Annotated in this window: 18 protein-coding genes; 12 read left to right on the top strand and 6 right to left on the bottom strand. The window is 60.1% G+C overall.

Annotated elements, in window-relative coordinates; all coding sequences use genetic code 11:
* Positions 1-2: 2 nt before the first annotated feature.
* The 5 genes from mutS to cysG all read left to right on the top strand — a co-directional run bounded on the left by mutS (position 3) and on the right by cysG (position 9122).
* A complete protein-coding gene (gene mutS / locus DFR37_RS13235; RefSeq protein ID WP_429866786.1) occupies positions 3-2636 on the top strand; it encodes a DNA mismatch repair protein MutS in 2634 nt (877 codons plus the stop codon).
* Positions 2633-3820 carry a cupin domain-containing protein gene (locus tag DFR37_RS13230; protein ID WP_113933789.1) on the top strand — a complete coding sequence of 396 codons (1188 nt, stop codon included), beginning with the start codon at positions 2633-2635 and terminating at the stop codon, positions 3818-3820. The genes mutS and DFR37_RS13230 overlap by 4 nt, the downstream gene beginning before the upstream one ends.
* Positions 3821-4029: 209 nt before the next feature.
* Entirely contained in the window at positions 4030-5829 is a 1800-nt protein-coding gene (locus DFR37_RS13225) for an assimilatory sulfite reductase (NADPH) flavoprotein subunit (RefSeq protein ID WP_113933788.1), read from the top strand.
* Between the two features lie 12 nt (positions 5830-5841).
* On the top strand, positions 5842-7557 hold the full coding sequence (gene cysI, locus DFR37_RS13220; RefSeq protein WP_242341838.1) for an assimilatory sulfite reductase (NADPH) hemoprotein subunit: 1716 nt from the start codon (positions 5842-5844) through the stop codon (positions 7555-7557).
* Positions 7558-7706: 149 nt separating this feature from the next.
* Positions 7707-9122 carry a siroheme synthase CysG gene (cysG, locus tag DFR37_RS13215; protein ID WP_113933786.1) on the top strand — a complete coding sequence of 472 codons (1416 nt, stop codon included), beginning with the start codon at positions 7707-7709 and terminating at the stop codon, positions 9120-9122.
* A 70-nt stretch (positions 9123-9192) separates the two neighbouring features.
* Here the strand turns inward: cysG and bamC are convergent, their stop codons facing one another.
* The 4 genes from bamC to DFR37_RS13195 all read right to left on the bottom strand — a co-directional run bounded on the left by bamC (position 9193) and on the right by DFR37_RS13195 (position 12712).
* A complete protein-coding gene (bamC, locus tag DFR37_RS13210) occupies positions 9193-10302 on the bottom strand; it encodes an NlpB/DapX family lipoprotein (protein ID WP_170139912.1) in 1110 nt (369 codons plus the stop codon).
* A gap of 17 nt (positions 10303-10319) precedes the next feature.
* The gene (gene dapA / locus DFR37_RS13205; protein ID WP_113933784.1) at positions 10320-11222 is read right to left on the bottom strand and encodes a 4-hydroxy-tetrahydrodipicolinate synthase; all 903 of its coding nucleotides are present in this window, start codon (positions 11220-11222) and stop codon (positions 10320-10322) included.
* Between the two features lie 115 nt (positions 11223-11337).
* Positions 11338-11988 (bottom strand): site-2 protease family protein, encoded by a 651-nt coding sequence (locus DFR37_RS13200; RefSeq protein ID WP_113933783.1) that lies wholly within the window; start codon positions 11986-11988, stop codon positions 11338-11340.
* 97 nt (positions 11989-12085) lie between these two features.
* Positions 12086-12712, bottom strand: coding sequence for an L-threonylcarbamoyladenylate synthase (locus DFR37_RS13195; protein WP_113933782.1), 627 nt, complete (start codon positions 12710-12712; stop codon positions 12086-12088).
* 171 nt (positions 12713-12883) lie between these two features.
* Between DFR37_RS13195 and ypfJ the strand changes: the two genes are divergently transcribed.
* Entirely contained in the window at positions 12884-13738 is an 855-nt protein-coding gene (gene ypfJ / locus DFR37_RS13190; protein WP_113933781.1) for a KPN_02809 family neutral zinc metallopeptidase, read from the top strand.
* Positions 13739-13838: 100 nt separating this feature from the next.
* Here the strand turns inward: ypfJ and DFR37_RS13185 are convergent, their stop codons facing one another.
* Both DFR37_RS13185 and DFR37_RS13180 read right to left on the bottom strand, forming a co-directional pair.
* Positions 13839-14054 (bottom strand): hypothetical protein, encoded by a 216-nt coding sequence (locus tag DFR37_RS13185; RefSeq protein ID WP_113933780.1) that lies wholly within the window; start codon positions 14052-14054, stop codon positions 13839-13841.
* Positions 14055-14128: 74 nt separating this feature from the next.
* A complete protein-coding gene (locus DFR37_RS13180; protein ID WP_113933779.1) occupies positions 14129-15136 on the bottom strand; it encodes an ABC transporter substrate-binding protein in 1008 nt (335 codons plus the stop codon).
* A 122-nt stretch (positions 15137-15258) separates the two neighbouring features.
* On the opposite strand from DFR37_RS13180, the gene DFR37_RS13175 reads away from it, so the two are divergent.
* From DFR37_RS13175 to DFR37_RS13150, 6 genes are all read left to right on the top strand, one after another.
* On the top strand, positions 15259-15912 hold the full coding sequence (locus DFR37_RS13175) for a TetR/AcrR family transcriptional regulator (RefSeq protein ID WP_113933778.1): 654 nt from the start codon (positions 15259-15261) through the stop codon (positions 15910-15912).
* Positions 15913-15994: 82 nt separating this feature from the next.
* Positions 15995-16807, top strand: a complete 813-nt coding sequence (locus DFR37_RS13170) for an ABC transporter permease (RefSeq protein ID WP_113933777.1) — start codon at positions 15995-15997, stop codon at positions 16805-16807.
* Positions 16804-17868, top strand: coding sequence for an NAD-dependent epimerase/dehydratase family protein (locus DFR37_RS13165; RefSeq protein ID WP_113933776.1), 1065 nt, complete (start codon positions 16804-16806; stop codon positions 17866-17868). The genes DFR37_RS13170 and DFR37_RS13165 overlap by 4 nt, the downstream gene beginning before the upstream one ends.
* Positions 17855-18703, top strand: a complete 849-nt coding sequence (locus DFR37_RS13160; protein ID WP_170139911.1) for a GNAT family N-acetyltransferase — start codon at positions 17855-17857, stop codon at positions 18701-18703. The genes DFR37_RS13165 and DFR37_RS13160 overlap by 14 nt, the downstream gene beginning before the upstream one ends.
* 20 nt (positions 18704-18723) lie before the next feature.
* On the top strand, positions 18724-19791 hold the full coding sequence (locus DFR37_RS13155; RefSeq protein ID WP_113933774.1) for a dihydrodipicolinate synthase family protein: 1068 nt from the start codon (positions 18724-18726) through the stop codon (positions 19789-19791).
* A complete protein-coding gene (locus tag DFR37_RS13150; protein ID WP_113933773.1) occupies positions 19788-20600 on the top strand; it encodes an ABC transporter ATP-binding protein in 813 nt (270 codons plus the stop codon). Before DFR37_RS13155 ends, DFR37_RS13150 begins: the two co-directional genes overlap by 4 nt.
* Positions 20601-20627 lie beyond the last annotated feature (27 nt).

The raw sequence follows: 20627 nt of genomic DNA, 5'->3' as shown, positions 1-20627 counted from the left end.
ATATGAGTAAAACTGATTTATCTTCGCACACTCCCATGATGCAGCAGTATTTGCGCCTTAAGGAAGAAGCCGGGGCGCACTTATTGTTTTACCGGATGGGCGATTTTTATGAAATGTTCTATGACGATGCCGAGCGCGCGGCGCGCCTGCTGAATCTTACCCTGACCAAGCGCGGCGCATCCAATGGCGCGCCCATTCCCATGGCGGGCGTGCCGTTCCATGCCATGGAGGGGTATTTGGCCCGGCTGGTCGCGTTGGGCGAGTCAGTGGCTATTTGCGAACAGGTGGGCGACCCTGCTGCCAGCAAGGGGCCGGTCGAGCGCAAGATCATGCGCATAGTCACGCCCGGCACATTGACCGACGAAGCCTTGCTGCCCGCCAAGGCCGACCGCCTTATCGCTGCGGCCTGGACGACGCGCGTCAATCGCGCGGAACGCACGGGGCTGGCATGGATGAATCTTGCCAATGGCCAGTTCAGCGTAACCGAATGCACTCCCGAAATGCTGGACACCGAGCTGCACCGGGTGGCGCCCGCCGAACTGGTGTGCGCTGAAAGCCTGCGCTGGAGGCCCGATGGCGGCATGGCAATAAGCGCCATTCCGGACTGGCACTTCGAGGCCGACAATGCGCGCGATGTGCTGCAAAAACACTTCAATGTGGACTCCCTGGCCAGCTTCGACCTGGCCGATCTGCCGGCCGCCATGTGCGCCGCCGGTGCGCTGCTGCGCTACGTGGGACGCACACAAACCCAGGCCCTGACTCATATTCAGTCGATACGGGTCGACCGGGCGGGCGAATACCTGGTGCTCGATCCCGTCACGCGCAAGAACCTGGAACTGACGGAAACGCTTAGCGGCGAAGAAAGCCCCACGCTGTTCTCAACCCTGGATCATTGCAAGACGCCCATGGGTAGTCGACTGCTGCGCCGCTGGCTGCATCATCCGCTGCGCGACAACGCGCCGGTGCTGGAGCGCCAGCATGTCATCGCTTCGCTGCTTTCGCCGGCCAGCGGCAATACGCTTGGCCCCGCCGACGCCCTGGACCGGCTGCGCCAGGCGCTGAACCGCTACCCCGATATCGAACGCATCGCCACGCGCATTGCCTTGCGTTCGGTGCGGCCACGCGAGCTGGCCAGCCTGCGCGAGGCCTTGGCCATGCTGCCCGAAGTAGCCAGCCACATCGCACAGTCCTTCAACTTGACTCCCGGACTGCAACGCTTTGTCGGCGATCTCGAAATGGCGCCCGAGCTGACTTCATTGCTGCGCACGGCGGTAGACGCCGAGCCGGCCTTGATGGTGCGCGACGGCGGCGTCATTGCCGCAGGCTACGATGCCGAACTGGATGAATTGCGGCGCCTGGCGAGCGACAGCGGCGAGTTTCTGCTGGAACTGGAGGCGCGCGAACGCGAGCGCACCGGCATTGCCACGCTACGCGTGGAGTTCAACCGCGTGCATGGGTTCTTCATCGAGGTGTCGCGCGGACAGGCCGATAAAGTACCCGCCGACTACCGGCGGCGCCAAACACTGAAGAACGCCGAACGCTACATTACGCCCGAACTGAAAACCTGGGAGGACAAGGTTCTGTCGGCCAAAGATCGCAGCCTGTCGCGCGAGAAATGGCTGTTCGAGAATTTGCTGGATTTGCTGGCCCCCTACTCGGCCGCCCTTTCGGCCTGCGCCGGCGCGCTGGCACAGATCGATGCGCTGGCAGCCCTGGCCGAACACGCCCGGCTTAACGATTGGGTGGCTCCGGAACTTTCGGACAATAGCGAAATTGCCATCGAAGCGGGCCGTCATCCCGTGGTCGAGCGCACGATCGAGCGCTTTACTCCCAACGATTGCGAACTTGGTCCGCAGCGCCGCATGCTTCTGATTACCGGCCCCAATATGGGCGGAAAATCCACCTATATGCGGCAAATTGCATTGATCGCGCTGCTGGCCCGCACTGGCAGCTTCGTGCCCGCCAACCATGCGCGCATTGGCCAGATCGACCGCATTTTCACCCGCATAGGAGCCGCCGACGATCTGGCGGGCGGGCGTTCGACCTTCATGATGGAAATGACGGAAGCCGCGGCAATCCTGGCGGCCAGCACGCCGCAAAGCCTGGTGCTGATGGATGAAATCGGACGCGGCACCTCCACATACGACGGATTGGCGCTGGCCGGATCCATCGCGCACCGGCTACTGACCCATAATCAGGCGCTTACGCTATTCGCGACGCACTACTTTGAAATTACCCGGCTGCCCAACGAACAACCCTGCGCGGCCAACGTTCACCTTGCCGCGGCCGAGTCGCCTTCAGGCATTGTGTTCCTGCATGAAGTCCAGCCCGGACCGGCCAGCCGCAGCTACGGCATACAAGTGGCACAGCGGGCAGGCATACCCGCCTCGGTCATCCGCCATGCCAGCCGCGAACTCTCCCGGCTGGAGGCCTCTGGCGCTCCTACGCCGCAACTGGACCTGTTCGCCGCACCCGCGGACGACGCGGAAAGCGGCAACTCAGCGGCATCCGCCGACGACGCCACCCTGGACGAGCTGCACGAGCTTAAGGCACGCCTGGCGGCCATCGACCCCGACCAACTTTCGCCGCGCGAAGCGCTTGATCTACTTTACGGCTTGCGTGCCGACTACTCATGAACATAGAACAACCTCTTGCACTGCTGGGCGGCCTGACGCCCAAAGCCTTTATGCGCCACTATTGGCAGCGCAAGCCTTTATTGATACGCCAGGCCATCCCAGGCTACCGGCCCAGCCTGAGCATTGCCGATATAAAGCAATTGGCCAAACGCGATGAAGTCGAATCGCGGCTGATCTGGCGCAAGGACGGCAACTGGAGAATGAAACAAGGTCCGTTTTCGCGCCTGCCTCCCGCCAGGCAACCTGGCTGGACCTTGCTGGCCCAGAATGTCGACGCTCACGACGATGCCACCTCCAACCTGCTGCACCAGTTTCGCTTTATCTCGGATGCCAGGCTGGACGACGCCATGATCAGCATCGCCACCGACGGCGGCGGCGTTGGTCCGCACTTCGACAGCTATGACGTTTTTTTGCTGCAAGCCCACGGCCAGCGCCGTTGGCGCATCAGCAGCCAGGAGGACCTGTCGCTGGAACCGCGCCTGCCGCTGAAAATCCTGAAGAATTTCCAAAGCCAGGACGAATACGTGCTTGAGCCGGGCGACATGCTGTACTTGCCGCCGCATATTGCCCATGACGGCATCGCTCAAGGCGATTGCATGACGATTTCAATCGGCTTTCGCGCCCCCACCATGGCAGCGCTGGCGCGCGGCATGCTCGACGCCGCCGGCGACCAGGTCATGGCTCGCGTCGGCGACGACAGTGGGCTGTACGCAACACCACCCTTACCCGGCCCCGTACTGTCCGATACCTACAAGGATCCTGGCGCAGCTGCTACGGAAAGCCCCGCCCTTTTGCCCGATACGCTGATCGAAGCGGCGATCAAGGCTGTGGGGAAAATACGATTCGATCAAAACCTGGCGAATCGCTTTCTGGGCCAATGGCTGACCGAGCCGTCGCGTGCGGCGTGGTTCGAGCCGCAGGAAGAACACCCCGACCTTACGGCGGAAATACCCGCGGTGGGCGTGCTTGCGCTGGATCGCTGCACCCGCCTCATGTATCGAGGCAAAGCACTGTTTATCAACGGCGAAGTAGCCAAGGCGCCGGCCTCTGCCCTTATGCGGATCCTGGCAAATGAGCGTCGGCTGCCGTGCACGGCAGCGTTGACCAGACGCCTTGCGCCAAACGAAAAACAGGTGCTGACCGACTGGCTGGCCGAAGGATGGCTACACTACACGGCGGAATGAACGAAGATCGCCGGTAGCGTTTGCTTAAGCCCCCGCCCGGAAGCCGCATCCGGCGGCCCGGCAGGCTGTATTTGCGGGACTCGTTCAGCGAGTCCTTAAATAATTACGGCACATAAGCAAATACCGTATAAAGAAATAAGAATCTTGTCGTTCGCGCAGGCGAGGCGAGTGCCTAGAATGAACGCTGGCCTCACCTTTACAAGCGCATTATGTTGGCTCTAAATCAATTTCCAGAATCCAAGAAGTCCCTGCTTGGTCAGCTTACCCAAGACCTCGAGCCCAGTGCACTGAACTGGTTGTCGGGTTACTTTGCCGGTTTGGCAGAACAAGCTCCCACGGGGCAATCGGTGCCGCATGTCGCCGCGGTTGCCGCTCCCGCGGCCAATGCGGTAAAGCGGCTGACTATCGTATATGGCAGCCAGACCGGCAACGCCAGGCGAATTGCGGAGTCTTTGGCCGAACGCGCAAATGCCCAAGGCCTGGTTACTCAACTGGTGCGCGCCGACAGCTACGCCACCCGCGACCTGAAAACCGAACAGTTGCTGTATATCGTCATGAGCACGCAGGGCGACGGCGACCCGCCCGACGATTCCATCGGTTTCGTCGAGTTCCTGACCGGCAGGCGCGCACCCAAACTGCCGCAGCTGAAATACGCCGTGTTGGGGCTGGGCGATTCCAGCTATCCTTCGTTTTGCGGCATTTCCCATAAGCTGGATGCCCGCCTGGCGGAGCTGGGTGCCGAACGCCTGCAAGACGCCGGCGCCGCCGACCTGGACATCGAAACCGTCGCGACGCCCTGGGTGGAACAAGCACTTGAACATGCGCAGAAGGCATTCAAGCAAACCGACATACCCACCGCCAGCGTCACCGCGCTGCATCCCGGCAAAACCGCCAAGGCAACCCGCGAACAGCCTTTTCATGCCGAGCTGTTGCAAAACCAGGCCCTGACCGGCCGGGGCAGCAGCAAGGACATCCGCCATATAGAGATCTCGCTCGAAGGCAGCCAGCTTAGCTATAAGCCCGGCGATTCGCTGGGCGTCTGGCCGACACAGGCGGATGCTTTAGTGCAAGCCGTCATTGGAGCCCTGAAACTGGACGCCAATGAAAAAGTCGAAATCGCCAACACCAGCCGTACAGTCGGCGAATGGCTCGGCAAGCATCGCGAGTTGACGCAACTGACCAAACCGTTTCTTGTTGCACATGCCGAGCTGGGCAAGAACGATGAGCTCAAGCGCATTCTGCAACCCGAGCAACATGAAGAATTCAGGCAGCTTCTGGCCACGCAGCAGTTGCTGGATGTCCTGAAGAAATACCCGGCCTCCTGGAGCGCCGCCGAGTTGATCAAGACACTGCGCCCTTTGACACCGCGCCTGTATTCCATAGCGTCCAGCCAGTCGGTGGTCGAGAATGAAGTTCATCTGACCCTGGCCAATGTTTCCTATATCCACGAGGGCGAACAACGCTGGGGCGTTGCCTCGGGATTCGTCAGCAGCCTGAATGAAGGCGACACACTACCCGTTTTTATTGAAGAAAACACCCGCTTTCGCCTGCCTGCCGATTCGGCCAGGGACGTCATCATGATAGGTCCCGGCACCGGTGTCGCTCCGTTTCGCGCCTTTGTCCAGGAACGCAGTGCTACCGAGGCCAGCGGACGCAACTGGCTGTTTTTCGGCAATCCGCATTTTCATTCCGACTTTCTTTACCAAACCGAATGGCAAAGCGCATTGCGCGGTGGCCATCTGACCCGGCTGGACCTGGCGTTCTCGCGCGACCAGGAAAACAAGGTATACGTTCAGGACAAGCTGCTGGAACGCGCCACCGATCTGTACGACTGGATCCAGTCGGGTGCCCATGTTTATGTGTGCGGCGACGCCACCCATATGGCCAAGGACGTTCACCAGGCGCTTTTGCGCATTGCCCAGACCGAAGGCGGGCTCGATGCGGAACAGTCCAAGGCCTGGCTCGACGATCTGGCCGCTCAGGGCCGCTACGCCCGCGACGTATATTGATTCAGGATACTCATGAATAGTTTAATGAAGAGCCCGCTTGCTCCTTTGGAGCAAATTAAGGTGGACAGCCGCTACCTGCGCGGAACCATTACCGAAGGCCTGGCCGACCCAGTCACCGGCGCCATTGCCGACAGCGACACCAAGCTGCTTAAATTTCACGGCAGCTATATGCAGGACGACCGCGACCTGCGCGACGAACGCCGCAAGCAGAAACTGGAGCCCGCCTATTCGTTCATGATTCGCGCGCGCCTGCCCGGCGGCGTCGTCACGCCAAAGCAATGGCTGGCCTTCGATCATATTGCCACCACATGGGCAACGCGCGGCCTGCGCATCACCACGCGCCAGACATTCCAATGGCATGGCATCATCAAGCGCGACGTCAAGCCTTCGATGCAGGCCATTCACGATGCGCTGGCCACCACACTGGCCGCCTGCGGCGATGTCAATCGCCAGGTGGTCAGTTCGGTCAATCCCCAGCTGTCAAGCCAGCATCAAGTCGTGCAGGATTGGACAGAACAGCTTTCCACGCACTTCCTGCCCCGTACTGGCGCGTACCATGAAATATGGCTCAACGGCGAAAAGATAGTCGGCGAACCTGAGGAAGAGCCGTTATACGGTCACACCTACCTGCCGCGCAAATTCAAGATCGGAATTGCGATCCCACCGCTCAACGACATCGATGTCTTCGCCAACGACCTGGGCCTGATCGCCATTATTGAAAACGGCCAGTTGCAAGGGTTCAATGTGGCAGTGGGCGGCGGCATGGGCGCAACACACGGCGACGACACCACATACCCGCGCCTGGGCAGCCTGATAGGCTTCGTTAAGCCGGAACAGCTTATTGCGGTCGCCGAAGGCGTAGTGACCACGCAGCGCGATTACGGCAACCGCAAGGAACGCCAGCATGCGCGGCTGAAGTACACCATCGACCATCGGGGCCTGGAGTGGTTCAAGGCCGAACTCGAACAACGCGTGGGCTTTGCCTTGCAATCCGTGCGCGACTACCACTTTGACCACAACGGCGACCGCTTCGGCTGGATCAAGGGCGAAGACGGCCAGTGGCATCTGGGCTTGTATATTGAGTCCGGCCGCTTGTGGGACGAAGAAGGCTTGCGCCTGCTTACCGGCGTACGCGAAATCGCGCGCATCCACAAAGGCGAATTCCGCCTGACCTGCAACCAGAATATGATTGTTGCCAACGTTGCAACGCGCGACAAGGCGGCTATCGATAAGCTGGTTGCCGAATATGGTCTGGATGGCTATAAGCGGCAAAGCGGCATCCGCCGCTACAACATTGCCTGCGTTGCGCTGCCGACTTGCGGCCTTGCCATGGCCGAAAGCGAACGCTACGCGCCCGAACTGCTTACCAAGCTGGAAAGCCTGCTTGACGGCCACGGCCTGCTGAACGAGCCCATTCAGTTTCGTATTTCGGGCTGTCCCAATGGGTGCTCGCGCCCTTATCTTGGCGAGATCGCCTTGGTCGGACGCGCGCCTGGCCGCTATGACCTGAGGTTGGGTGCGGATTTCACCGGACGGCGTTTGAATATTGTGTACCGCGAAAACATAACCGAACCGGAAATTCTTGCCGCGCTCGATACCTTGTTCGGCGCCTACGCCAAGGATCGCTTGAATGATGAGAAATTCGGCGACTACCTGATCCGCAGCGGAACGCTTCCTGAGCCGACCCAGAACCTGATACCCATCGTTCTGGTTCAGGCCTCTGCCTGACACGCAAGATCGCCGCCTTGCGCTGCGTCCCTCTGTAAACCGGCGCCACAGTTCGCGCCGGTAGTTCATCGGTTATCGGCTATTATCAAGCACGATCATGACTTATTGCCCGGGGCTTGCTGCATGCCCTAATCCCTTTTGAGTTTTTCATGAATCTCTTCCCTTTATTTGCAGACCTGAAAAACAAGCTGGTACTGGTCGTGGGCGGCGGTGCGGTGGCCGAGCGCAAGATCGCCAGTTTGCTGGCTGCGGGGGCCCAAGTCCGGGTCGGCGCGCCCTCTTTCACACCTGCGATCAGGCTGATGGCGGAGCAGGAAAAAATCACACTGCTGGAAGACGAATTTCAACCAGGCTGGATGGAGCAAGTCTGGCTGATCGTGGCGGCAACCGACGACCGTAATCTCAATAAACACATAGCTTTGCTGGCCAACCAGGCCTGCCGCTTTATCAATGTGGTCGACGACCCCGAGCTTTGCAGTTTCCAGATGCCCTCCATCGTCGACCGCTCACCGCTGGTGATTGCCATTTCATCGTCCGGCAGTGCGCCGGTTCTTGCACGGCGTGTACGCGAAAAGCTGGAGACTTTGTTCGACCACTCTTTGGGCGCCCTTACCGCCCTGGCGGAAAAACATCGCCCCGCCATTCGGCGGTTGCGACCAAACCTGAACCAGCGGCGCCAATTCTACGACTGGTTGCTGGACGGTCCTGTTGCCGGCGCCCTGCGCTCGCAACAGCCTGCGCTGGCCGAACAGTGGCTGGAACAGGAACTGGAGTGCGCCCCTGGTTCTCCCACCGGTAAAGTGTTGCTGGTGGGCGCAGGCCCAGGCGACCCCGGCCTGCTTACCCTTAAAGCCTTGCGCGCGCTGAACGAAGCCGATGTCATTTTGTATGATCGCCTGGTCAGTCCTGAAATACTGGCATTGGCGCGACGCGATGCGACCCAGGTTTGCGTTGGCAAAAGCGTGGGCGAAGACCACGATGCAACACAGGACCGCATTCATGCCTTGATGCTGCAACATGCACAAGACGGGCAACGCGTAATCCGCTTGAAAGGCGGCGACGCCTTTATTTTCGGGCGGGGCGGCGAAGAGCTGGAGTTTCTGCAAGCTCATGGTGTGGCGTACGAAGTCATTCCCGGAATTACAGCGGCCATAGCTTGCGCCGCATACGCCGGCATCCCGCTAACCCACCGTAATCATGCCCAGTCCGTGCGCTTCATTACCGCGCACAGCGCCAAAGAAAACGACAAACTGGACTGGCATTCGCTTGCGGCCGAAAAACAAACCCTGGCTTTCTACATGGGCGTAAGCCAGATTCAATGGCTGGCCCGACAGCTTCAAGAGCACGGCCGCAGTCCCGACACACCCGTGGCAATAATCGAAAACGGCACACGCCCCAATCAACGCGTCGTAACCGGCCGCCTGCGCGACTTGCCGCAACTTGTGCTGGAACATCAAGTGCAAGCGCCCTCGATGCTGCTTATAGGCGAAGTCGCCGCCATGGCCGACACGCTACACTGGTTCGGAACCCATATTCCATCTTTAGAAGCCCTTGAGGCCTACTGAAGCCATTGCCGAGCAGGCAATAAAAAAACCGGGCTCTAGCCCGGTTTTTTGCATTGCGGCAGGACAGCGCTTACATATGGCCGTTCAATACGGTAATAATGCGCTTTGCCGTATCGGTGGTGTCAGGCTGGCCGTTTTGGTCGAGGACGTTGACCACCGAACCCTGGCCTTGCTGCGCCACATGAATACGGTATACCTTGGCTTCGGAAGTGCCCTTCCCGCCGAACATACGGCTGATGAAGTTGGGCTGCTCGATCTTCTGGCCTGTGTCCGTATCGAGGTAGCGGACGAAATAATCGCCTGTGGAACGGTCGCGATCATCTATCGAAAAGCCGGCGGAATCCAAAGCCACGCCCACCCTGCGCCAAGCGCGATCGAACGGTTCAGCAAGCGTCAGAGCCACTTGGCCGTCTTGTGCCTGCGTAACCTGCGCAACACCCGGGGCTTTCTCGGCCTGCTCTATCTTGGCCTGGGCTGTCTGGACGTCGGTGCCCAAAAACACCATAAGGCGCGCCAGCATGGCGGCGTTCAGGCCGGGATCTTCCTTGCCTTCGACCCACTTCCAGCCGCGGTTGTCGGCGGTCCCGGTTTCAACCATTTGGTCGTGGCTGATGTAGATTTCGGTTTTACCGTTGACGCGCTCAAGCCGCGCACGGAAGCGTTCACGTTCGCCGCTGTCGAAGACCGAATCCATGATGCTGCCCAGCGCGCTTTTGATCCAGCCTTCGGGGATCTTGGCGCGATTCTCGGCCCAGTCGGTTTCCATCAGGCCCGCACGCGGATTTTGAGTGCGAATGGTGAAGCCCTGCTCGCCCCAGAAGTCGACGACCTTGGGATAGACCGCTTCAGCGGGCTGATCGACCACCAGCCAACGGATATTGCCATCGCGCATGACCTGGATGCCGCTGGCTTGCGGCAGGATGTTTTCGCCTGGCCCGGCGGTACGGCGCTCTTGCTGATTCTTGGCAAACTGGCTGTACGTAGCCGAGCCTTCGGGCGCCTTGTAATGCGCGCCGCTATTGGCTTGGCTCAGGTCGGGCGGAATACTGAGAGGGTCGCCGGCCACAGTGCTTTTGTAGTTGACCGCCTCTTCGCTTCCCATTAGCTGATTAAGCTGCGAGCAGCCCGCCAGTACAGTCAGCCCAAGACCAATTGTTAAACTGGCATAGCGTTTGTTCATACGCATTTTCATCATGTTCAGATCAAGCCCACGTCTTTTAACGAACTGCGAATCACTGCGTGAAACTGCTCGTTCAGGGGTGTTAAAGGTAAACGATAGCCCAGTTTTGACAAGCCCATTTCAGCAACGGCCCATTTCACGGGAATCGGGTTGGATTCAACAAACAGAATTTTATTCAACTGGGACAAGCGCCCGTTGAGTTCGCGCACGCGCGGCACATCGCCAAGGCGCGCGGCCTCGCACAACTGGCGCATAAGCTTGGGAGCCACATTGGCGGTAACGGAAATATTACCCTGGCCGCCCAACAAAATAAGCGCGGCCGCCGTCGCGTCGTCGCCGCTAAGCACCTGGAAGCCGGCAGGCTTGTCATGCAGCAGACGCGCGCCGCGCCCGATGTCGCCCGTGGCGTCCTTGACGCCGATAATGCCCGGGACCTGAGCCAGACGCAGAATCGTTTCGTTGGACATGTCGGCAACCGTGCGGCCCGGCACGTTGTACAAAATGGCGGGCAGGTCGACAGCTTCGGCGATGGCACGGAAGTGCTGGTACATGCCTTCCTGGGTAGGCTTGTTGTAGTACGGCACTACCGACAGTCCCGCCTGGGCGCCCACCTGTTTAGCGTAGTGCGACAGTTCGATGGCTTCCTGGGTGGAGTTTCCGCCCACGCCGGCAATGACGGGCATGCGTCCGGCCGAATGTTCGACCGCGACGCGGATGAGTTCAGAGTGCTCTTGCATGCTGACGGTGGGAGATTCGCCCGTGGTGCCCACCACGACAAGCCCGTCGGTGCCTTCGGCGGCATGCCAGTCGATGAGTTTTTTGTAGGCGTCGAAGTCCAGGCTGCCATCGGGATGCATGGGGGTAACCAAGGCAACCAGGCTGCCTTGAAAAGTCGGAATAGCGGGATCTGTACTAGCCATGATGAGAACTGTCTCCGTAAGCCCACCTTAAGGCGGTGGACATGCCTTTATACCTTATATCCAACGTGCAAGTTTACCGGATTAGCGGCCCTGCCGGCGCAAGGCCCACAGTTTTTTACAGGAACCAGGTCACGATGGTTTGCCCCAGGGCCAGCAGGGGCAATAACAGCGTCCATAATACGCCGGTCATCATCAAAACAACGAGGATCAGCAGGCCGTACGGCTCCAGCCGCGAATACTTATAAGCCAGGGAATGGGGCAACAGGCTGAACACTATCCGCCCGCCGTCCAGCGGTGGCAGCGGAAATAAATTCAGCGCCATCAAGACCAGGTTGATCTGGATGCCCGCAATAGCCATTTGCACCCAGAAACTGTCCATGGACGACCCCGACCCCATAAGAAGACGCAGCTCTATCGCCCAGATGATGGCCATGACCAGATTGGACGCCGGCCCCGCCAGGGCCACCCACAACATATCGCGCTTGGGGTTGTTGAGCCTTCCCCAGTCAACCGGCACCGGTTTCGCCCACCCGAAAAGCAGACCCGCCCCGCCCATCAACTTGGTGCTGAACAACAGCACCAGCGGCACGATGATCGTGCCCACAAGGTCGATATGGCGGATGGGGTTGAGGCTTATACGCCCGGCCTGGTAGGCCGTCGGGTCGCCGAACATGCGGGCCACATAGCCATGGGCCGCCTCGTGAAGGGTAATTCCGAACAGCACAGGTAAAGCATAAACCGTAATGGTTTGTATCAATGATTCCATTCAAATTCCAGATTCATGGGCGGGGCCGATTCAGCATCAGCCTATAGCTTGGGCCGGCGCCCTGAAGAAAAGTTCGGAAGTGCCCCGTTCGAGGCGTTCAGTCCAGGCCCAGCGCAGACAAATCTCCCTGGCCGCGCCGTACAACCTCGGGTTCGGGGCCGGTCAGGTCAATGACGGTTGTGGGCTGAAGCGGGCATGGCCCTCCGTCTATGACGGCCGCCAACTGGTTGGCATAGCGGCTGAGGATCTCTTCAGCGTCATTCAAGGGTTCGTCTTCGTCCTGGGGGATAAGCGTGGTGGAAATAAGCGGCGAACCGGCATGTTCGATCAGGCCCAGCGCAACGGGATGATCGGGCACGCGTATGCCTATGGTCTTGCGCGACGGATGCGACACACGGCGCGGCACTTCGCGCGTAGCCTCGAGTATGAAGGTCCAGGGGCCGGGTGTTGCCATTTTAAGGAAGCGGTATTGCCGGTTGTCGACACGCGCAAAATGGCCTATTTCGGCCAGGTCGCGGCACAGCAAGGTAAGATGATGGCGTTCGTCCAGCCCGCGCAGGCGACGCAATGAGTCGGCGGCGGTCTTGTCGTCCAGCCTGGCGACAAGCGCGTAGCTGGAATCGGTCGGAACAGCCACCAGCCCGCCTTTGGCCAACAGTTCGCCGGCCTGCTTAAGCAAACGGGGCTGCGGGTTTTGAGGATGAACAACAAAAGACTGGGCCATGAAACGTATCCTAACACTGCAGTGTACTGTCCGGTGGGTTCGGGCATTCAAGTCCAGAGTAACCAAACCACACATAAAAAGGGGCAGTTTACGGTGCCCACCCGCCATAGGCAATAAAATTCAGACTTTCCGGTTCATCGAAGACCATCTACCCGTATCAAGGAGTACACAATGCGCCTGGACAATTCACGTGAAAGCCAAAATATAGAAGACCGGCGCGGCAGCCGCCTGCCGCTGGGCGGGCGCGGGAAGATAGGTCTGGGAACCATCGTGCTGGCCCTGGTCGCCATCTACTTCGGTGTGGACCCCAGTATCGTCCTGCAAACCATGTCGGACCCGCAAGAAACCCAATACAGCGCGCCCGCCGGCGGCCCTGCCAACGATGCCGAAAGCCGTTTTGTCGCCAAAGTACTGGGCGACACCGAAGACACCTGGGGCAAGCTGTTCCAGCAGCACAACTGGGGCAACTACCAGCAGCCCAGGCTGGTCCTGTACACCGGTGCCACGCCCACGGCCTGCGGGACAGGTCAGGCCGCGATGGGCCCCTTCTACTGCCCTGGAGACAGCAAAGTATATTTGGACCTGAGCTTCTTTCGCCAGATGGCGCAAGAGCTGGATTCGCCGGGCGACTTCGCCCAGGCTTATGTGATCGCCCATGAAGTTGCCCACCATGTACAGCACCTGCGCGGCATTACCGACCAGGTCGACCGGCTGCGCCAACGCGCCAGCGCAACCCAGGCCAACCAGATGTCGGTGCGGGTAGAACTGCAAGCCGACTGCTTTGCCGGCGTCTGGGCCAACCACTCGAACGAACAGCGCGCCACCCTGGAGGATGGCGACATTGAAGAGGCGCTGGACGCGGCAACCGCCATCGGCGACGACCGCCTGCAGAAAAAGTCGCAAGGCTATGTGGTGCCCGACTCGTTCACCCATGGCACTTCCGCTCAGCGGGTAAAGTGGTTTACCCGCGGCTTCAAAAGCGGCGACACCGCGCAATGCGATACATTTGGCGCGCAAAGCCTCTAAACACAATTTACCCTGTCAGGCAGCAATCGGGGCGGAATCGGGGGCTTGTGGGCTAGCCGCCCACGACCAGCGTAAATTCGTTTCGAAAGCCGGGTAAGGCCTAGCCCTCGCGGCGCTGCAGCGTTTCGTACCACAGAGGGTTGATTTCGGCCTGCCAGGCAAAAACCTGGGCTCGGGATGGCGCCCGCCAAACGCCCCCGCCCATGCTGGGCGAGGGTTGGACGCCATACCAGAACCAGCGCCCGTCTTCGTCCTGCGCCGCCCAGTTCCAGCCAGGCGGGGCCTTGGACCAATCCAGAGCCTTGCTATTGGGCATTCTGGAAACCCAAAAGCAAGCCGCGGCCCTTGGACTGCGGCCCCGCGCAATGCCGGGACCGCCTTGCCGCCAGCTTATTTGTCTGCCTGCATACGGACGTTTTTATCGAGGTAATCATTAGTGAACATCGTAGCAGCATCAAAATCCTTGTCCAAGCCGATCAGGGACTTTACCAGGTCGTAGTCGGCCTGGACGCGCTTGCCGTCGAAAGCGCCCAGCGCTACGGTGGTTGTCGTTTCGTCACGCATCAAGTCCTTGATACGGTTCCATTGGTCGCGCTGGTTGTCGGGGCTTAAGCCGCTGACGTTGGCCGTCAATGCCGCCAGGCAAGGCTCGAAGTCTTTGACGCAAGCCTGGTAGGCGCGCTGCGTCACGGCGGTGAACTTCTTGACGGCTTCGGGATTGGAAGCCAGGTACGCGCTATTGACGAATAAAGAGTTGCCGTACATGTTCAGGCCGGCATTGCGCCAGGCAATGAAGCCCAGATTGTCGCCGAATTCGCGCACCTTCAGGTCGTGTTCGTTATAAAAGTCGCTGATGATGTCGACCGCCTTGCTCTTCAAGGCACCTACCTTGGCTTGCGGGCTGATGTTCACAAAACTGACCGATGCGGGATCGATGCCGATTTTCTTGGCAAACGCAGGCCACATCAGTCGCGAGGCATCGCCCGGGGGATTGCCGATTTTGTGGCCGGAGAAGTCCTTGGGTCCCTTGATGCCCGAGGACTTGAGCCAATAGAATCCTTGGGGGCTATTGGCGTAGATCACCATGACGGCCTTCAGTTCGGCACCCTTGCCCACGGCCTGAAGCGCGGTGGGGAAATCGGAAATACCGAACTTGGCACCACCCGAGCCAACGCGCTGCGCCGACAACGCGGAGCCCTTGCCGGCCTCGATCGTAAGGTCGATGCCGGCGTCCTTGTACCAGCCTTGCGCTTTGGCATAATAAAGCGGCGCGTGGTCGGCTGTTGGCGTCCAGTTGAGCATGAGGTTTATGGATTCGGCGGCAACCGCCGGGGTACCAGTCGCCAACAGCAACGCGGCGCTTAATGCGGGAAGAACGACAGACAATCGTGTTCGCATGATGCTCACTCCGTATGAAAGAGTTAAGTGGCGGAAGCAGGCCAGGACGGCTTGGCCAAGCGTATAATTCATATTACCAACTGTTTGGTTGATACACAATCAGAGAAAACCACGACGACGCCATGGCCAGCCCAGCCCCCCAAAATCCCCCTAATGCTCCCGCCCGGCGGGACGCCGTCGCGACACAAGCTGCGCTGATCCAGGCGGCGATCAGCGAGTTTTCCCGCAATGGCTTCGCCGGCGCGCGGGTCGACGAAATCGCGCGCACCGCCGGTGTCAACAAGCAATTGGTCTACCACTATTTCAATAGCAAGCAAGGACTGTATCTGGTCGCACTGGAGTCCGTGTATTCCGAAATCCGCGAGAAAGAGAAGCAGCTGTCGCTGGAAGCGCTTGAACCGCTCGAGGCCATGTCGCAACTGGTGGCTTTCTCGTTCGATTACTTGGCTGAACACCCCGAGTTCATTGCCTTGCTGACCGACGAAAACCGCAATCGCGCCAGCCATATCCTGGAATCGAATGTGCTTCGCAAAATGCACTCGCCCTTTATCGACATGCTTGACGCCACGCTGAAGCAAGGCGTGGCTCGCGGTGTGTTTCGGGGCGACATCGACGCCCTCAATCTATACATTTCCATCGCCGGCATTTCTTACTTCTTTTTCTCGAACAACCACACCCTGTCGGCGATATTCGGGAAATCCCTGGGTTCGCGCGCCGCGCTGGCGCAGCGGCGCCGCCACGTCATTGAATTTGCCCTGAACGCCCTGCGCCCTTGAAAGTTAATCAACCATTTGGTTGAAAATATCCGGCCCTGCGCCTATCATTTTTTCATGTCATCGCCTTGCGAGAAAACTTGATATGTCGGCAACCAACACGGCCCCCTCGTCCAAACACCGCAACGTCCCCTCGGCGGAGCGCCCGGTCTGGCAACGCTGGACGGCTATCGTCGCCGTTCATGTAGCGTGCATCGTTTTGTGGGAAGCCGCTGTTCGCGTCTTCTCGATTCAAACTTTCATTCTGCCGGCGCCCTCTCAAATTGCAGCAACACTGGCCAACGACAATTACCGGTGGGCTTTCAATACCGGCGTCACCGCGCTGGAAGTCTTCGGTGGCTATGCCTTCGGCCTGGTGCTTGGCATCTTGAGCGCCCTGCTGTTCATTACCAGCCGCCGGCTTATGCTGCTGGCCTTTCCCTTGCTGGTTACGCTGAACATGATTCCCAAGGTGGCGCTGGGACCGCTGATCATTGTCTGGTTCAGCTACGGCATCGGCCCGAACATCCTGATTACATTCAGCCTGTGCTACTTCCCCATTTTGCTGACCACCATCCGCGGACTTAACGAAACAGAACCCGACCTGCTGAACCTGGTGCGCGCCTTGAACGGATCGCGTTGGCAGTTGTTCCGATATATCCAATTGCCGGGCTCGCTGCCCTATGTGTTTTCAGGCATGAAAGTCGCCACCATCCTGGCCGTCGCCGGCGCGGTCGTGGGCGAGTTCATCGCGTCCGACAAAGGGCTGGGCTACCTGATGATCCAGGTACAGGCTTCGCTGGACACTGCCGCCGTTTTCATGGCCGTGCTGCTTATCACCGGCCTTGGCGTATTGCTCTATCTGCTGGTCTTGCTGCTAGAGCGGATCTTCATTACTCAGGACGCTAGAATCCAATGACTACCCCCACGCACACCGTTCCCGTACTGAACGACATGGCTTTCCCCGAGCGCTTTGAAACTGAACAGGCGCTTGAAGACTATTTGGCCACGCCCTCGCGCGAGCTTATCGACGATCTGGCCCGCCTGGACGGCGACCTGATGATATTGGGCGTGGGCGGCAAAATGGGGCCTACCCTGGCCCGCCTGGCGCGCAACGCCATGCCCGCGGAACGCCGCGTCATCGCCGTCGCGCGCTTCAGCGACCCATTGGTTCGCAAAATGCTTGAAGACAGCGGCATCCAGACCATAGCCTGCGACCTGCTCGACGCGCAGGCGCTGGCCCAACTACCCAAATGCGCGAACATCATCTTCATGGCGGGCCACAAGTTCGGCGCCGACGCGAACAATGCGCTCACCTGGGCCATGAATGTACATGTGCCGGCTCTTGTGGCGCAAACCTTCACAACGTCGCGCATCGTGGCGTTTTCCACCGCCTGCGTCTATCCGTTCGTGCCGGTCAACGGCCAGGGCGCGCACGAAAGCCTGGCGCCCAACCCGCCAGGCGAATATGCCAACTCCTGCGTCGGGCGCGAACGCCTGTTCGAATATTTTTCGCAACAATACTCCACCCCGGGCCGGCTGTTCCGCCTAAGCTACGCCATCGACCTGCGCTACGGAGTGCTGTCCGATGTGGCCACCAAAGTCTGGCGCGGCGAACCGGTGGACGTCACCATGGGCCATGTCAATGTTATTTGGCAGGGCGACGCGAACTCGCAGGCCCTGCGCTGCCTGACCCAGGCCACCGTACCCACTTCGCCGCTGAACGTCAGCGGCCCGGAAACCACATCCATACGCTGGCTGGCTGAAGAGTTCGGGCGGCGCTTCAACAAGCCTGCCATCATTACCGGCGAAGAAGCCCCTACTGCCTGGCTCATGAACACCGGCGAAGCCGAACGCCTGTTCGGCTATCCGCGAGTTCCGCTTTCGCAGCAGATCAACTGGGTTGCCGACTGGACGCAGCACGGCGGCAAGCTATATGGCAAGCCAACCAAGTTCGAATCCCGCGATGGCAAATACTGAACCTCGCCTCATCGAAGTCGGCACGCTGTCCGTCCTTACCGCGGACAGCCAGGCTATGCTGGACACCTTGGTCGAGCAAAGCGGCTGGAACCAGACGCCGCAAGATTGGGCGCTATTCGGCCGCCTGGGGTCCATTCATGTCGTGCGAGACGAGCATGCCCGCATTGTCGCCAGCGGCGCCGTCCTGCCTCTGGGAGAACACGCCGCCTGGATCAGCCTGATCCTGGTGGCGCCGCAATTTCGCGGCCGGGGTCTGGGACGCGCCGTATTCGAGCACTGCCTGAAAGAAGTCCAGGCCATGAAGCGTACGGCCATGCTTGACGCCACACCCGATGGCGAAAGACTGTACAGCCAGTACTCGTTTGCGCCCTTGTGGCGGCTTACCCGCTGGCACCGCGCCGGCGCTCCAGGCATTCAGCCGGATGCAAGACCGCCCATGCCGATCGCCCCCGACACCATTGCGGCGCTTGACGCCCAGGCGCTGGGATTCGCGCGGCCAGCCGTATTGGCCGACCTGATGCAGCGCGGCGACACCGATGTCGTGCGCCATGCCCAGGCAATTGCCATTGTTCGCGCCGGCCGCATAGCCCGCCATATCGGCCCGCTGCTGGCCAGCGACGAACAAGCCGCCGCGGCGTTGCTAAGCAGCATCGCCAGCACCACGGCGGAGCCTTTATTCATCGACGTGCCCGACGAACGCCCCCTTATGCGCGAACACCTGTGCGCGGCTGGTTTCACCCCGCAGCGCGGCTATGCCCGCATGGCGATGGGCGAGGCCGCACCGCAAGGAATGACCGCCTTCATACACGCTATCGCCGGGCCGGAGTTCGGATAGCCACACATTCAGGAGCCCTCATGCCATTGCAACGATCCGATCTTCCCCAGGAAATCCTGACGCAGTTCGCGCAAGGCACGGTCATTCCAGCCCATCCCCTCGCCCTGGATGCGCAACGCCAGTTCGACCGCCGCCGCCAGCGCGCACTGACTCGGTACTATGTCGACGCTGGGGCCGGCGGCCTGGCCGTGGGCGTGCACACCACGCAATTCAACATCCGCGAACATGGCTTGTACGAGACCGTGCTGGCCGCGGCCATCGACGACCAGCAGGCCTGGACGTCCCGGCCGATGATCATGATCTCGGGCCTGTGCGGCAACACCAAGCAGGCTTGCGCCGAAGCGCGCATAGCCGCGGGCTTGGGCTATCACGCCGGCCTGCTCAGCCTGGCCGCGCTGGCCTCGGCATCTGAAGACGAGCTCATCGCCCACTGCGAGGCCGTCAGCCAGGAGATTCCGCTTATCGGCTTCTACCTGCAAACCGCGGTTGGCGGCCCGACCTTGTCCAGCGACTTCTGGCGCCGCTTTGCCCTGATCCCCAACGTCCTGGCCATCAAGGTGGCACCTTTCAATCGCTATCGCACCATCGACGTGGTGCGCGGAATCGTCGATGCCGGCGCGGAAGAGCGTGTGTTCCTGTACACCGGCAACGACGACCATATTGTCCTGGATCTGGCCTTGCCCTTTACCGCCATGCGCAACGGCCAGCCGGTCACCGTGCGTTTTCGCGGCGGCTTGCTGGGCCACTGGTCGGTATGGACGGCCAGCGCCGCAAAGCAACTGGCCCAGATCAAGGCCGAACTGGCCCGCAGCAACGGCACGCTCAGCCCCGAGCTGCTGGCACTGGACTCGCGCGTGACCGACTGCAACTCGGCGTTTTTCGACGTTGCCAATAATTTTCAAGGCTGCATTGCCGGTTGCCACGAAGTCCTGCGCCGCCAGGGCCTGCTGGAAGGCATTTGGTGCCTGGATCCCAATGAAACCATGGGCCCCGGCCAATCGGAACAAATCGACCGCGTATACAAATTGCACGGAGACCTTAGCGACGACGCCTTCGTGCGCGACAACCTTACAAGGTGGCTGGCATGACAACGACTGTTTCCGAAATCCAGGCCAACTCCGTTCCAGCGCGCTCGGGTGAACCGCTTATTCAGATGCGCCAATTGCGCAAGGTTTACCGCAAGCGCAACGAAGAGTTCCTGGCCGTCTCCGACGTGTCGATGGATATTTACGAAGGCGACATGGTGTCGTTGGTGGGCCCGTCCGGATGCGGCAAGTCGACCTTGCTTAAAATATTGGCCGGCCTGCACGACCACGACGGCGGCACACTGCAGATAGGCGGCGGCAACAATGTCTTCAACCCAGGGCGCGACGTCGGCATGGTGTTCCAACAGCCCCTGCTGCTTAAATGGCGCACCATTCTCGATAATGTGCTCTTGCCGGCCGGCATCCTGGGGCTGAACAAGAAGGCGGCTACAGCGCGGGCCCACGAATTGCTCGACATGGTGGGCCTGACGGGCTTTGCCGACAAGCTGCCGTACGAGCTGTCGGGCGGCATGCAGCAGCGCGCGGCCATTGCCAGGGCACTCATCCATGACCCCAAGCTGGTCCTCATGGACGAACCTTTTGGAGCGCTGGATGCGCTGACGCGCGAAAAGATGAACCTGGAGATGCTTCGCATCTGGGGCGAAACCAAGAAAACCTTCGTGGTGGTCACCCATAGCATTCAAGAGGCCGTGTTCCTGGGCACCCATTGCGCGGTGCTGACAGCAGGCCCCGCCCGCATGGCGGACTTCTTCGCCATAGACCTGCCGGCCCCACGCCATCTGCTTTTGAAAACGCAAAGCGAATTCGGCGAGTACGTGCGCAGGGTTTACGATTTGCTAGGGGTTGAATAAATAGTTCAGCTTCCAGGTCAATCGGCA

This window comes from Eoetvoesiella caeni (assembly GCF_003315175.1).
Classification (GTDB): domain Bacteria; phylum Pseudomonadota; class Gammaproteobacteria; order Burkholderiales; family Burkholderiaceae_B; genus Eoetvoesia; species Eoetvoesia caeni.
This window is presented reverse-complemented; position numbering and strand designations above follow the sequence as displayed.

Coding starts and splice junctions, on each gene's coding strand:
- mutS (WP_429866786.1), top strand. CDS start 3: ATGAGTAAAACTGATTTATCTTCGCACACTCCCATGATGCAGCAGTAT.
- DFR37_RS13230 (WP_113933789.1), top strand. CDS start 2,633: ATGAACATAGAACAACCTCTTGCACTGCTGGGCGGCCTGACGCCCAAA.
- DFR37_RS13225 (WP_113933788.1), top strand. CDS start 4,030: ATGTTGGCTCTAAATCAATTTCCAGAATCCAAGAAGTCCCTGCTTGGT.
- cysI (WP_242341838.1), top strand. CDS start 5,842: ATGAATAGTTTAATGAAGAGCCCGCTTGCTCCTTTGGAGCAAATTAAG.
- cysG (WP_113933786.1), top strand. CDS start 7,707: ATGAATCTCTTCCCTTTATTTGCAGACCTGAAAAACAAGCTGGTACTG.
- bamC (WP_170139912.1), bottom strand. CDS start 10,302: ATGAACAAACGCTATGCCAGTTTAACAATTGGTCTTGGGCTGACTGTA.
- dapA (WP_113933784.1), bottom strand. CDS start 11,222: ATGGCTAGTACAGATCCCGCTATTCCGACTTTTCAAGGCAGCCTGGTT.
- DFR37_RS13200 (WP_113933783.1), bottom strand. CDS start 11,988: ATGGAATCATTGATACAAACCATTACGGTTTATGCTTTACCTGTGCTG.
- DFR37_RS13195 (WP_113933782.1), bottom strand. CDS start 12,712: ATGGCCCAGTCTTTTGTTGTTCATCCTCAAAACCCGCAGCCCCGTTTG.
- ypfJ (WP_113933781.1), top strand. CDS start 12,884: ATGCGCCTGGACAATTCACGTGAAAGCCAAAATATAGAAGACCGGCGC.
- DFR37_RS13185 (WP_113933780.1), bottom strand. CDS start 14,054: ATGCCCAATAGCAAGGCTCTGGATTGGTCCAAGGCCCCGCCTGGCTGG.
- DFR37_RS13180 (WP_113933779.1), bottom strand. CDS start 15,136: ATGCGAACACGATTGTCTGTCGTTCTTCCCGCATTAAGCGCCGCGTTG.
- DFR37_RS13175 (WP_113933778.1), top strand. CDS start 15,259: ATGGCCAGCCCAGCCCCCCAAAATCCCCCTAATGCTCCCGCCCGGCGG.
- DFR37_RS13170 (WP_113933777.1), top strand. CDS start 15,995: ATGTCGGCAACCAACACGGCCCCCTCGTCCAAACACCGCAACGTCCCC.
- DFR37_RS13165 (WP_113933776.1), top strand. CDS start 16,804: ATGACTACCCCCACGCACACCGTTCCCGTACTGAACGACATGGCTTTC.
- DFR37_RS13160 (WP_170139911.1), top strand. CDS start 17,855: ATGGCAAATACTGAACCTCGCCTCATCGAAGTCGGCACGCTGTCCGTC.
- DFR37_RS13155 (WP_113933774.1), top strand. CDS start 18,724: ATGCCATTGCAACGATCCGATCTTCCCCAGGAAATCCTGACGCAGTTC.
- DFR37_RS13150 (WP_113933773.1), top strand. CDS start 19,788: ATGACAACGACTGTTTCCGAAATCCAGGCCAACTCCGTTCCAGCGCGC.